This is a genomic window from Microbispora sp. NBRC 16548 (genome assembly GCF_030268985.1).
Taxonomy (GTDB): domain Bacteria; phylum Actinomycetota; class Actinomycetes; order Streptosporangiales; family Streptosporangiaceae; genus Microbispora; species Microbispora catharanthi.
The window spans coordinates 93,598-106,220 of the sequence record NZ_BSSF01000011.1 but is presented as its reverse complement, the minus strand read 5'-3'; the positions used below and the strand labels follow the sequence as shown (position 1 = coordinate 106,220).

General features: G+C 72.0%; 13 protein-coding genes. 7 read left to right on the top strand and 6 right to left on the bottom strand.

Annotated features, from left to right (window positions below):
* The first annotated feature begins 1 nt into the window (after nucleotide 1).
* The 3 genes from QSK36_RS28365 to QSK36_RS28355 are packed head-to-tail and all read left to right on the top strand — an operon-like array spanning nucleotide 2 to nucleotide 3,301.
* Nucleotides 2-1,174, top strand: coding sequence for a sensor histidine kinase (locus QSK36_RS28365; protein WP_285784478.1), 1,173 nt, complete (start codon nucleotides 2-4; stop codon nucleotides 1,172-1,174).
* Complete coding sequence (locus tag QSK36_RS28360) at nucleotides 1,171-1,860, top strand: response regulator (protein ID WP_183538393.1); 690 nt, start codon at nucleotides 1,171-1,173, stop codon at nucleotides 1,858-1,860. Before QSK36_RS28365 ends, QSK36_RS28360 begins: the two co-directional genes overlap by 4 nt.
* A 13-nt stretch (nucleotides 1,861-1,873) precedes the next feature.
* Complete coding sequence (locus QSK36_RS28355; RefSeq protein ID WP_285784477.1) at nucleotides 1,874-3,301, top strand: dihydrolipoyl dehydrogenase family protein; 1,428 nt, start codon at nucleotides 1,874-1,876, stop codon at nucleotides 3,299-3,301.
* Here the strand turns inward: QSK36_RS28355 and QSK36_RS28350 are convergent.
* Entirely contained in the window at nucleotides 3,298-3,924 is a 627-nt protein-coding gene (locus tag QSK36_RS28350) for a nucleoside/nucleotide kinase family protein (RefSeq protein WP_183538397.1), read from the bottom strand. The two genes, QSK36_RS28355 and QSK36_RS28350, sit on opposite strands and share 4 nt — an antisense overlap.
* Before the next feature lie 130 nt (nucleotides 3,925-4,054).
* On the opposite strand from QSK36_RS28350, the gene QSK36_RS28345 reads away from it, so the two are divergent.
* On the top strand, nucleotides 4,055-5,443 hold the full coding sequence (locus QSK36_RS28345) for a cytochrome ubiquinol oxidase subunit I (RefSeq protein WP_183538399.1): 1,389 nt from the start codon (nucleotides 4,055-4,057) through the stop codon (nucleotides 5,441-5,443).
* An 11-nt stretch (nucleotides 5,444-5,454) separates the two neighbouring features.
* On the top strand, nucleotides 5,455-6,429 hold the full coding sequence (gene cydB / locus QSK36_RS28340; protein ID WP_285784476.1) for a cytochrome d ubiquinol oxidase subunit II: 975 nt from the start codon (nucleotides 5,455-5,457) through the stop codon (nucleotides 6,427-6,429).
* A gap of 54 nt (nucleotides 6,430-6,483) precedes the next feature.
* Here the strand turns inward: cydB and QSK36_RS28335 are convergent, their stop codons facing one another.
* The 3 genes from QSK36_RS28335 to mads6 all read right to left on the bottom strand — a co-directional run bounded on the left by QSK36_RS28335 (nucleotide 6,484) and on the right by mads6 (nucleotide 9,064).
* Nucleotides 6,484-6,891 carry a pyridoxamine 5'-phosphate oxidase family protein gene (locus QSK36_RS28335; protein ID WP_182901697.1) on the bottom strand — a complete coding sequence of 136 codons (408 nt, stop codon included), beginning with the start codon at nucleotides 6,889-6,891 and terminating at the stop codon, nucleotides 6,484-6,486.
* A gap of 76 nt (nucleotides 6,892-6,967) precedes the next feature.
* Nucleotides 6,968-7,609, bottom strand: a complete 642-nt coding sequence (locus tag QSK36_RS28330; protein WP_183538403.1) for a response regulator transcription factor — start codon at nucleotides 7,607-7,609, stop codon at nucleotides 6,968-6,970.
* Nucleotides 7,610-7,657: 48 nt separating this feature from the next.
* Nucleotides 7,658-9,064, bottom strand: coding sequence for a methylation-associated defense system protein kinase MAD6 (gene mads6 / locus QSK36_RS28325; protein ID WP_183538405.1), 1,407 nt, complete (start codon nucleotides 9,062-9,064; stop codon nucleotides 7,658-7,660).
* 221 nt (nucleotides 9,065-9,285) lie between these two features.
* On the opposite strand from mads6, the gene QSK36_RS28320 reads away from it, so the two are divergent.
* Together QSK36_RS28320 and QSK36_RS28315 are read left to right on the top strand one after the other, a co-directional pair.
* Nucleotides 9,286-10,332, top strand: coding sequence for an NAD-dependent epimerase/dehydratase family protein (locus QSK36_RS28320; protein WP_285784475.1), 1,047 nt, complete (start codon nucleotides 9,286-9,288; stop codon nucleotides 10,330-10,332).
* 30 nt (nucleotides 10,333-10,362) lie between these two features.
* Entirely contained in the window at nucleotides 10,363-10,611 is a 249-nt protein-coding gene (locus tag QSK36_RS28315) for a hypothetical protein (RefSeq protein ID WP_183538409.1), read from the top strand.
* Nucleotides 10,612-11,531: 920 nt separating this feature from the next.
* On the opposite strand, the gene QSK36_RS28310 is transcribed toward QSK36_RS28315, so the two are convergent.
* Nucleotides 11,532-11,966, bottom strand: coding sequence for an ATP-binding protein (locus QSK36_RS28310; RefSeq protein ID WP_285784474.1), 435 nt, complete (start codon nucleotides 11,964-11,966; stop codon nucleotides 11,532-11,534).
* A gap of 76 nt (nucleotides 11,967-12,042) precedes the next feature.
* The gene (locus QSK36_RS28305; protein WP_285784473.1) at nucleotides 12,043-12,417 is read right to left on the bottom strand and encodes an STAS domain-containing protein; all 375 of its coding nucleotides are present in this window, start codon (nucleotides 12,415-12,417) and stop codon (nucleotides 12,043-12,045) included.
* Nucleotides 12,418-12,623: the final 206 nt, after the last annotated feature.

Sequence of the window (12,623 nt, the reverse complement as noted above, 5' to 3'; positions counted from 1 at the left end):
CGTGGACGATCCGGACGTGCGGCCGTTGTTCCCCCGGCCGCTGCGCCCCCGTGAGCTGGTCGCGCTCGACCTGCTGGCCGCGCTGGGGTACGCGTTGGTGCTGGTCGTCAACTCCCCGGACGTGCGTCACCCGGCGGCCTGGGCCCTGATCGCCGCGATGACGCTGCCGCTCGCGGTCAGGCGGCGGTGGCCGCTGCCGGTCTTCTGCGTCGTCGCGGTCGCGTCCGCGGCGGTCATGGCGCTCGGCGTCGCGCGGGAACCGCTGGCCGCCATGGCGTACGCGCTCTATCCGGTCGCGCTCACGACGCGGCGGCGCCGGTGGGAGCCGACGGCGGCGATCGGCGTCCTGACCGTCGGGGCGCTGCTGCTGGCGGCGTTCGGCGGCGTGGCGGCCGAGCCGGAGGTCAGGCGGATCGTGGAGACCGTCGTGCTCGGCTCGCTCGCGCTGGGCGGCGCCTGGACGATCGGCCGGGCGGTGCGGGAGCGCCGGGCGTACGCCGCGCGCGGGGCCGAGCAGGCCGCCGAGCGCGCCGTCACCGAGGAGCGGCTGCGCATCGCCAGAGAGATGCACGACGTGGTCTCCCACACGCTCAGCCTCATCGGGGTCAAGGCCGGGGTCGCCGCGCACGTGGCGGACCGGCGGCCGGAGGAGGCACTGGAGGCGCTGCGGGTCATCGAGACCACGAGCAGGCAGGCGCTGACCGAGATGCGGCACATGCTCGGCGTGCTGCGTACGGCCCCCGGAGCTGTCACTGGCGATGTCACCGGTGCGCTGTCTCCGGCGCCGGACCTCGAGGCGCTGCCGGACATCGCCGAGCGTGCGGCGGCCGCGGGCGTACGCGTGGACCTGGACGTGCGGGTGACGGACGGCCTGCCCCCGGCGCTGGAGCTGGCGGTCCACCGGATCGTCCAGGAGGCCGTCACCAACGTGGTCAGGCACGCGGCCCCGGCGGCCTGCCGGGTTTCTGTGCACGACGAGGGAGAACAGGTGCGCGTCGAGGTGACCGACGACGGGCCGGGCCGCCGGGTCCTGCCCCCCGGTCCGCCCGGCCACGGCCTGATCGGCATGCGCGAGCGCGTCACGGCGCACGGCGGGGTCTTCACGGCGGGTCCGCTGCCCGGCGGCGGGTTCCGCGTGCTCGCCCGCCTGCCGCTGGGAGAGGAGGGGACGTGAACGAGTCCGAGCCGATCCGGGTGCTGCTCGCTGACGACCAGGAACTGCTGCGCGGCAGCCTGCGCCTGCTGGTCGACAGCACGCCGGGGCTGGTCGCGGTCGGCGAGGCGGGCACCGGGGCGCGGGCCGTCGAGCTGGCCCGCGCCGAGCGTCCCGACGTCGTGCTGATGGACGTGCGGATGCCCGGCATGGACGGCATCGAGGCGACCCGGCAGATCTGCGCCGGGACGTCTGGCGTGAAGGTGCTGATCCTCACCACGTTCGACCTCGACGAGTACGTCTACGCGGGGCTGCGGGCCGGGGCGAGCGGGTTCCTGCTGAAGAACACCCCGCCCGCCGACCTGTTGACGGCGATCCGCGTCATCGCCGCGGGCGAGGGGCTGCTGGCGCCGAGCGTGACGCGGCGGCTGATCGCCCAGTTCACACAGTTCGCCAGGACCGCCGCGGACCGGCCTCGATCCGGCCCCTTGCTCGACGGCCTCACCGCCCGCGAGCGGGAGGTGCTCACGCTCGTCGCGCGCGGTCTGTCCAACCTGGAGATCGCGGCGAACCTGCATGTGAGCACGGCCACCGTGAAGACCCACATCGGTCACCTGCTCGCCAAGCTCGGCGCGCGCGACCGGGCCCAGCTGGTCATCGCCGCCTATGAAGGGGGGCTCGTCTCCACGTCACGGGGGCACCCGTGACAGGGTGGAGCCCGTGGAAGTCTTCGATGTGATCGTCATTGGCGCGGGTCCGGCGGGCGAGGTCGCGGCGGGGCGGATGGCGGCGGCCGGCCTGAGCACCGTCATCGTGGAGAGCGAGCTGGCGGGAGGGGAGTGCTCCTACTGGGCCTGCATGCCGAGCAAGGCGCTCCTGCGCCCGGTGGACCTCGCGGGAGAGGTGGGCCGGGTCACGGGGCTGCGGCTGGACACGTCAGCCGGGGGCGGGCCGATCGACGCCGCCGCGGTGCTGGCCCGGCGCGACGCCGTGGTGTCGAACTACGACGACGCCGGGCAGGCGAGGTGGCTCGACTCTGCGGGCGTGACGCTCGTGCGCGGCACGGGACGGCTCGCCGGCCCCCGGCGGGTCGAGGTCGCGACGGCCGACGGCGGCACCCGCACGCTCGTCGCGAACCACGCCGTCATGCTGGCCACCGGGAGCCGCCCGGTGATCCCGCCCGTGGCCGGTCTCGCCGCGGCCGAGCCTTGGACGAACCGTGAGGCGACCGGCGTGCGTGCCGTACCGGACCGGCTCGTGGTGATCGGCGGCGGCGTGGTCGCGTGCGAGATGGCCCAGGCCATGCGCGGGCTCGGGGCCAGGGAGGTCACGATGCTCGTCCGGGGCGGCGAGCTGCTGACGAGGCTGGAGCCCTTCGCCGGAGAGGCGGTCGCGCGGTCGCTGACCGACCAGGGCATCGACATCCGCACGCACGAGAGCGCGGAGAAGGTCGAGCGGCCGGAGCCGGGCGGCGAGGTCACGGTGCGGCTCGCGAGCGGGGGGACGGTCACGGCCGACGAGATCCTGGTCGCCGCCGGCCGCCGGTCCGCCGTCGGCGATCTCGGCCTGGCCTCGGTCGGGCTGCCGGAGACCGGCCCGGTCGCGGTGGACGAGAGCATGCGGGCCACCGGCGTGGCGGACGGCTGGCTCTACGCGGTGGGGGACGTCAACGGCCTCGCGCTCCTCACGCACATGGGCAAATACCAGGCACGGGTGGCCTCCGACGTGATCGTCGCCCGGGCCCGGGGCGAGGCGGACGACCGGCCCGGCATGCGCGACCGCGCGGACCGCGCCGGGGCGCCGCAGGTGGTCTTCACCGATCCCCAGGTGTGCGCCGTGGGCCGCACGGAGGCGCAGGCCCGCGCCGAGGGCTTCGACGTGCGGGTCCTGGAGTACGACATGGAGCAGGTGGCCGGTGGCTACCTCCTCGGCGACGGCTATCGGGGCAAGGCCAAGGCGGTGGTCGACGAGCGCCGCCGGGTGCTGCTCGGCGTGACCTTCGTGGCCCCGGGGGCGGCCGAGCTGCTGCACGCCGCGACGATCGCGGTCACCTCCGGGGTGACCCTGGACGACCTGTGGCACGCCGTCCCGGCGTACCCGACCGTCAGCGAGGTGTGGCTGCGCCTGCTGGAGGCGTACGGGCTCTAAAAACCGACTACCGCGGGGTGGCGCGGGTCCTCGACGCGGACGACCACGTCGGCGGCCCGCACCGGGCCGGTCTCGCGCTCGTACCGCTCGTAGGCGGGCAGCGTCCACCGCTCCTCCGGCGGCGTACGGCGGGCCAGCGCGGCGGCCGACATGGACAGGTGGACGGTCAGGTCGAACGGCAGGCCGCGCCCGAGCAGCAGCGCGCCGTCGAGCAGCACCACCCCGCCCGGCTTCAGCGTCACGTAGTCCGCGCGGGTGGCCCGGTCGCGCTCGCTGTCCCACAGCGAGGGCAGCACCCGGCCCGTACGGCCAGGTTCGAGCGGCCCGAGCACCTCGCGGGTGAGGCCGCCCACGTCCAGCCACTCGTCGTGGAACACGTCGGGGTCGGTGCGGCCGAACTCCAGCCGGAGCGAGGCCGGGCGCAGGAACCCGGCCGCGGGCACCCGCAGGACCTCCCGGCCGCGCAGGCGCAGCGGCTCCACCAGATCGTCGGCCAGCCGGCCCGGTTCGGCGGCGGGGGCGCCGTCCACGGCGACGCGCACCCACGCGTCGCGCGGCCGGTCGGCGATCAGGTCGGCGAGTTCCTCCACGAGCAGGGACGGGGAGACGGGACGCACACGCACAGGTCCATCATCGCCAACGGTCCCGAGGGATCGTGACCAAGGTCCTCTCCCAGTCGGGTCCGCCAGCCCTGGGGCGGTGATCCGGGCTGGGCCAGGCTTCAGACGTCCCTCATCAGCGTGTGGAGCCCCTATGGACGTCCTGGATCTGTCCCGGTGGCAGTTCGGCATCACGACCGTCTACCACTTCCTGTTCGTGCCGCTCACGATCGGCCTGTCGGTTCTCGTGGCCGGGTTCCAAACGGCCTGGCACCGTACGGGCGATGCGGCGTACCTGCGGATGACGAAGTTCTGGGGCAAGCTGTTCCTGATCAACTTCGCGATGGGCGTGGTCACCGGCATCGTCCAGGAGTTCCAGTTCGGGATGAACTGGAGCGCCTACTCGCGGTTCGTCGGCGACGTGTTCGGCGCGCCGCTCGCGATGGAAGGGCTGATGGCCTTCTTCCTGGAGTCCACCTTCCTCGGCCTGTGGATATTCGGCTGGGACAGGCTGCCGAAGAGGGTTCACCTGGCCACGATCTGGCTGGCCGCGATCGGCACGAACATCTCCGCGTACTTCATCCTCGCGGCCAACTCCTGGATGCAGCACCCGGTCGGCTACCGGCTCAACCCGGCCACCGGGCGCGCCGAGCTCACCGACATCTGGGCCGTGCTGACGAACGTCACCACCCTCGCGACGTTCCCCCACGTCATCTTCGGCGCGTTCGTGACCGCCGGGGCGTTCGTCATCGGGGTGAGCGCGTGGCAGCTCGCGCGCAGGCGCGAGGTGGACCTGTTCCGCGCCTCGGCCCGCGCCGCCCTGGTCGTCACGCTGGTCGCGTCGGCCGGGGTGATGCTGAGCGGCCACTGGCAGGCGCAGATCATGACGAAGCAGCAGCCCATGAAGATGGCCGCCGCCGAGGCCCTGTGGGAGGACGAGACCTCCGCGGGCTTTTCGATCTTCGCGGTCGGCGACGTGGAGAGCGGCCGCAACCACATCAACGTCCAGATCCCGTACGGCCTGAGCCTGCTGTCCACCAACACCCTGGACGGGAAGGTCGAAGGCATCAACGACATCCAGGCGCGCTATGAGAAGACGTACGGCCCCGGCGACTACCGGCCGGTCGTCGGCCTCGCGTACTGGTCGTTCCGGCTGATGATCGGCTTCGGCGCGCTGGCCGGGCTGCTGGCGCTGGCCGGTCTGTGGCTCACCCGCCGCCGCAGGCTGCCCGGCAACCCCTGGTTCTACCGGATCGGCGTGCTCGGCATCGGGCTGCCGTTCCTGGCCAACACGCTCGGGTGGATCTTCACCGAGATGGGCCGCCAGCCGTGGACCGTGTTCGGCATCATGCGGACCGCCGCGGCCGTCTCCCCGGGCTCCGACGTCGGTGAGGTCGCCACCACCCTGATCGGCTTCACGCTGGTCTACGCCGTGCTGGCGGTCATCGAGGTCCGCCTGCTGCTGAAGTTCATCCGCCAGGGGCCCGAGCCCGAGGACGCCGTCCACCAGGACGAGCCCGCTCTCCCCGCGCTGTCGTACTGAAGGACGATCCCATGGAGCTCACCACCGTCTGGTTCCTGCTCATCGCCGTCCTGTGGACGGGCTACTTCGTGCTGGAGGGGTTCGACTTCGGCGTCGGCGTCCTGCTGCCGTTCCTCGGCCGCGACGAGGCCGAGCGCGGCACGCTCGTGCGCGCCATCGGCCCGGTCTGGGACGGCAACGAGGTCTGGCTGCTGGTCGCGGGCGGCGCGACGTTCGCCGCCTTCCCCGAGTGGTACGCCACCCTGTTCAGCGGCTTCTACCTGCCGCTCTTCCTGGTCCTGCTGGCCCTGATCGTGCGCGGGGTGGCTCTGGAGTATCGCTCGAAGAGCGACAGCACCCGGGGCTGGGACCGCGCGTTCTTCTGGGGCTCGCTCGGCCCGGCCTTCCTGTGGGGCGTGGCCTTCGCCAACATCGTGCGCGGGGTCCCGCTGGACGCCCGGCACGAGTACACCGGCGGCCTGCTCGACCTGCTCAACCCCTACGCCCTGCTGGGAGGCGCGGCCACGCTGGCGCTGTTCACCCTGCACGGGGCCGTGTTCACCGCGCTCAAGACCACCGGCGAGCTGAGGGAGCGGGCCAGGACGGCCGCCCGGTGGACCGGTCTGGCCGCCCTCGTGCTGGGCGGGGCGTTCCTGCTGGTCACGCAGCTCATGACCGGCACCGCGGGCACCTGGGTGAGCGTGGCGGCCGCCGCCGCCGGGATCGCCGGCGCGCTCGTCGCGACGCTGCGCGGCCGGGACGGCTGGGCCTTCGCGGCCAACGCGGCCGCCGTCGTCGCGGTCACCGTCACGCTCTTCGGCGGTCTGTGGCCGGACGTCATGCCCGCGCTCGACCCCGCCAACAGCCTGACCGTCCACAACGCGGCGTCCACGCCGTACACGCTGGGCGTCATGACCTGGGTGGCGGCGATCTTCACTCCGGTCGTCCTCGCCTACCAGGCCTGGACCTACTGGGTGTTCCGCCGCCGTCTGACGGTCACCCGCTGACGCACGGCAAGAACGCCCGCCTCGGGAGACGAGGCGGGCGTTCCTGTCGGGGAGCTATCTGTTGAGCCGGCGGCCGGAGATCTGCTCGGGGGCCATCACGATGAAGTGGTCGCGGCTTCCGGGCACCCACGGCGTGAGCGGCAGCGCCGACAGGCGGGCGATCTCCTCCGGTTCCGAGACCGCGCGGGCGTGCCCGACCGCGGTCACCGACCAGCCCGTACGGAACGTCGCGTCGAAGTCGTCGGCCTCGAAGGCCACGACGGCGTTCCGCGCCGCGGCGGCGAGCTTGGAACCGGGGGCGGTGCGGATGACGATGTTCCCGTCCAACAGGCAGAAGTTGACCGGCTGGACGGCGGGGAGGGCACGATCGGTGAAGACGATCCTGCCGATGGGGGTGGAGGCCAGCAGGTCCAGGCATTCCCCTCCGCTGAGGATCTCCAGGCCGGCCGAGTCGAGCTTCATGTCTGCAAGCCTGGGGGATCGACCGCCACGCGGGTTAGGGACGAAGGTCCCGTTGTCGACGTCGATCGGCCCCGGCTCAGCTCTCCTGCCCGGCCTTGAGACGGGCGGCGAGCGCGGCGGCCTGGGTGCGGCGCTGCATGTCGAGCTTGCTCAGCAGGTTGGACACGTAGTTCTTGACCGTCTTCTCGGCCAGGAACATCCGCTCGCCGATCTGGCGGTTGGTCAGGCCCTCGCCGATCAGCTCCAGGATCTGCCGCTCCTGGTCCGACAACGCGGCCAGCGGGTCCTTCTTCGCGGCCTGGTCGCGCAGCCGGTGCAACATCGCGGCCGTGGTCTGCGGATCGAGCAGCGACTGCCCGACGGCCACCGTGCGCACCGCGCCGACCAGGTCCGAGCCGTGGATCTGCTTGAGCACATACCCGGCCGCCCCGGCCATGACCGCGTTGAACAGCGCCTCGTCGTCGGCGTAGGAGGTCAGCATCAGGCAGGCCAGGCCGGGCACCTTCGAGCGCACCTCACGGCAGACGTCCACCCCGCTGCCGTCGGGCAGGCGCACGTCGAGCACCGCCACATCCGGCTTCAGCGCGGGGATGCGGGCCACGGCCGACTCGGCCGTCCCCGCCTCGCCGACGACCTCGATGTCGTCCTCGGCGTCCAGCAACGCCGCCACACCACGCCGCACGACCTCGTGGTCGTCGACCAGGAACACCCGAATCATGACCTGGACGTTAGCCTCCCTTTGACGGCCGTAACAGTGACGAAGGTCCTACGAGTGGCGGGACAGGCGGCGCAGGGCGCTCCTGATCCTGCCGCCGAACGGCGCGCGCCGCCGGGGCTGGGCGTCGCGGGCCACCCGCAGCTCCACGAGGGCCGTGGCCGCGTCCGGGCGCTTGGCCGGTGTGGGGTCGCGCATCCGCCGTACGAGGTCCATGACCTCGGGGGCGACGCCGCCGGCGTCCGGCTCGGCGTCCACGCCGGGCGCGGGCAGCTCGCCGGTGAGGAGCTGGAAGGCGATCACCCCGGCCGAGTACACGTCGGCGGCGGGGGTCATCCGATCGGGGCTCGCCCGGCATTCGGGAGCGACGTAGTGGACGTCGAGGATGTTGGGCAGCTCGTTGGCCACGGTGTGCTTGCGCGGGCCGGGCTTGGCATAGTCGAAGCCGGTCAGCATCGCGTTCCCGTCGTCGGTGACGAGCACGCAGGCGGGGGTCAGCGACCGGTGGATGACGTTGTTGGCGTGGACGTGGGCGAGGCCGTCCAGCATGTCCTCCATCACGCCGAGCTTGGCGTCGATGCCCAGCCTCCGCCCGGTCAGGTGCAGGTGCAGGGCCTGCCCGTGGACGTCGTCGAGCACGAGCACGAACCGGCTCTCGTCGTCGATCGCGAAGAAGTCCCGCGAGCGAACGACGCAGGGATGCGGCGGGATCTTGGCGAGCGACTGGTAGGCGTTGGCGATCCGCCGCTGCTCGGCCACCCGCCGCCGCTGCTCGGCCATCGGGTCGGCGCGGTAGACCCGCAGCAGCACGGTCCCGCTGGTCGGGGCGGTCGCGTTGACGGCGCGATACTCGGTGACCCGGCTGTCGCCGCCGAGCTGCTCCTCCACCTCCCAGTTGCCGAAGCGCGGGGGCGCGGTCGAGCGGCGCACGGTGCCGTTCAGCGCCTCGAGGATCGCGGTGCGGTACGGCTCGGCGTCGCGGCTGCACCCGTGCCGCACCCGGGACACGTCGCTGAGCATGGGGACGAGCCCGGCGATCGTGGTGACGTGCCGGGCGTCGCGGCCGCTGGGGTCGACGAGGACGGCGCCTGGGGCGGTCAGCACCACCACGTTGTCGACGTACAACCGCTCCAGCTCGCGGTGCTCCTCGATCAGCAGGCCCTTCAGCGCCCGCGCGGTGCCGCGCAGCTTGGCCACCGGCGAGCCGAACGCCTCCCGGTGCTGGGGGAACCACCGGGTGCCCGACACCTCGAACCGGCCCCGGGCTCCCTTCACGTCGATCACCACGAGCGAGTGGCCGGTGAGCACGACCACGTCCACCTCGAACAGGTCGGCCCCGCGCGGGATCTCGATGTTGTGCAGCAGCAGCCAGTCGTCAGGGGCGTTGTCCCGCAGGTGCGCGATGACCCTTCGCTCGGCGTCATTGACGGGGCGTCCGCCACCGACGATCTGAGCCATCTCTGCTGCTCCGCCTCTCTGACCAGATTGAGAACTTAATCCTCCTAGGTAGCGGTATTCCCGCGCCACCACTGATTCCCCCGCATTGTCCCAGGGGAAATCTGGAACTCCATCTTCGGGCCCGCTCCAGCCGGGCGACCACGAAGCGCATGATCACCCAATTGTCGGGGATGGGCGCTATCGCGGTTTGTGGCGGCTGATGCCAGGAAACGGAGTATTTCATGCGAGTTGTCGTGGTTGGTGCGAGCGGAAACGTCGGCACGAGCGTGCTCGCCGCCCTCGAGTCCGAGCCGAGCGTGACCTCGATCGTCGGGGTCGCCAGGCGGATGCCGGGCTGGCAACCGGCGAAGACCGAATGGCGTACGGCCGACGTCTTCAGGGACGACCTCGATCCGATCTTCGCCGGCGCCGACGCGGTCGTGCACCTGGCCTGGTTGTTCCAGCCCACGCACGACCCGGTCACCACCTGGAACTCCAACGTGCTCGGCAGTATGCGCGTCTTCGACGCCGCCGTCCGGGCCGGGGTCTCCGTCCTCGTCCACTCGTCGTCCGTCGGGGCGTACTCGCCGGGGCCCAAGGACCCGCCCGTCGACGAGTCCTGGCCGACCCACGGCTGGCCGAACGCCGCGTACGGGCGGGAGAAGGCCTACGTCGAGCGCGTGCTCGACATCTTCGAGCGCGACCACCCGGACATCCGCGTGGTGCGGATGCGCCCGGGGTTCATCTTCAAGGAGGAGGCCGCGACCGAGCAGCGGCGGCTGTTCGCCGGGCCGTTCCTGCCGCAGCGGCTGGTGCGGCCGGAGCTGATCCCGTTCGTGCCGGACATGCCGCGCCTGCGGTTCCAGGCGCTCCACTCGCGGGACGCCGGCGAGGCGTTCCGGCTGGCGCTCACCCGTGACGTGCGGGGGGCGTTCAACATCGCCGCCGACCCCGTGATCGACCCCGCCGTGCTGGCGGACCTGCTCGGCGCGCGGCGGGTGCCGGTCCCGGCCGCGGTGGTCCGCACGGCGGTGTCGGCCGGCTGGCACCTGCGGCTGATCCCGGCCTCGCCCGGCCTGGTGGAGATGGTCCTGCAGGTCCCGATCATGGACACCACCCGCGCCCGCGACGAGCTGGGCTGGCAGCCCCGGCACAGCGCGGTGGACGCGCTGCGCGCCGTGATCGAGGGAATGCGGCGAGGTGCGGGCATGGCGACCCCGCCGCTCGCGCCCGACTCGGGCCGGAAGCGGATCAAGGAGGTCACGACGGGCGTGGGCATGCGGCCGTAGAAGGCATCGGCGATCGGCGAGGGAGGCACGATGGCGCTGCTGGACCCCGACTGCGTACGGCGGCTGCTGGAGTCGGCCGACCCGGACGTCGCGCTGGTCTTCGTCCGGGGCGAGTGCCGCGTGATGCGGCTCGACGAGATTGACGAGAGGCACCGCAAGCTCGTGGTGGTGCGCCGCGCGGACCTGCCCGAGGCCCACGGTGACGAGCCGGTGACGGAGGAGCGGGTGGAGGCGCTCACGCGGTGCCTCGAGAACACCGTTCGCGACCTCGGGGCCTGAAGCCGCCACCGGACTGTTGATGCGTGACGGAGGCGTCACGTTCGGTAACATCGTCTTGGGCATCCCCCATCCGAACGCGGTCCCGGCCTCGTGGAGGCGTGGCGCGGGCGGCCCGGATATGCCGCCCGATGCCGTCCTCTGAGACAAATGACGGCGTGTCGCGCGCTGACCCAAAATTCCGGAAAGCGCTGCGGACAAATCGGACAGACAACTTCGCGTCAGCGGACAAATCAGGATCAAAAGCTATCGCAAGCTGTGATCTGATCGTCACTCTTCGTACGGAACCCCGAATCCCACTCGCATTCGTTGCGTGCACGGTGGGTCACCTGTGAACATCAGGGAAAGGTCCGGAATCCCTCCTACCGGGTCGGCGGCGCGACGGCGGCGGGGATTCCGCCCATGGCGCGCCTCGGACCGGCCGGGAACGGATTCCTGATCGGGCCGATCGACAGATCCGAGACATCGATCTCGGACAGCGCATATGGGGAGGGGGCCCCGATGACTGCTATCAGGCCCCGCGGGAGCGGGGGACGCCGTCACGAAGGGCGGATTCACGACCCGGAGTTCGGCTCGTGGATCGGAGAGGTGGCCAGAGCGGTCCGGGACGTGGTCGACAGCACACCCCGGACCATCCGCCTCTGCGCCCTGATCGCGGTTGCCGCCGCGTCATGGGCATTCCTCAGGTAGCCGTCCAGCAGCCATGAGGAGGTGGTCGCGGACCCAGGTTAAGGCGGCAGGAGAGCCGTGACGGCCCGGTTTACGGGATCGGGACGATAACCAGGGCCAACCCGGGCGCTGCCTGGGTCCGCGACGGGCCGCCGCTTGCCGACAGAGCCAGGCGACAGGGCCAGGCGACAGAGCCGGGCGACAGGCGGCAGGGGCCAGGCGATGGGGGCCAGGCGATGGGGGCGGGCGCCCGCTCAGACGGGGTGGGCGCTGCGCCCGAGGGAGGCGGAGCCCCCGTCGGCGGCGCCGTCGTCAACCTGCATGGACAGCCGGATCGTCGACTGCCCGGGGACCCGGTCGATGGTCACCGAGTCGCACAGCTCGCCCATGAGCCACAGGCCGAAGCCGCGGTCGCCGCGACCGCTGGGCCGCTCGCTCGGCACCGCGCCGGGCCGCAGGACGCCGACGTGGTCGGCGACGTCGACGGCGAGCACGCCGCCGTCGCAGGAGATCGCCAGAGTGCCGGCTCCCCCTCCGTGTTCGAGCACGTTGATGGCGGCCTCGTTGGCGGCGATGACGAGGTCGTCCAGCCGGGGGCCGGTGAGGCCCGCCTGCACGGCGTACCGCTGGATGTTCTCGCGCAGCGCCGCGAGATCATCCGTTATCGGCCACTGCCGGCGGTGATCCACCACTGTCCTCCTCGCCGCTGTTGGGGCTACCGCCCGATGTCTTCGAGGCTACCGTCTCGTTACTCGTTGCCTGCCTTCACCTGGGGGTTGACCGCGCGCTGACCGCGTCGACGGCCTCCGTCAGGCCCGGTACGACGACAAAGGCGCTGATCAGTCCGGTGACTCTGAAGATCCTCGCCAGCCGGGCGTTCAGGCTCGCCAGCGTCACCGCCCCGTTGCGCTCCTGTATCAGCTTCCGTACGGACAGCAGGATCCGGATGCCCGTGGAGTCGCAGAAGTTCACGCCGCTCAGGTCGAGGACGAGCTCGCGGTGCTCCTCGCCGAGGGCCGCCTCGACGTCCTGGCGCAACCGCTCGGCGTTCGTGTAGTCCAGGGCGCCGTCGAGCGCGACGACCAGCACATGGTCGGCGACTGGGGCGGATACGGGAGTCAGTACGACGGCGGCGGTCACGGAGCACACCTCGGCGGACGCTGCGGGGACGGTCGGGCGGTGGGGGGAGGGGAGACGGGGGGACAGGACCTGGCCGGAGTCCCGGCCAGGTTCGTCAGTCTAGAGCAGCGACGCCCCTGAACCGGGGCGTACGGCCTGCGGAAGGCCACGAATGGAGGATCGAGCCGGACGGTCGAGCTGGACGGTCAAGAAACGCCATATGTGGT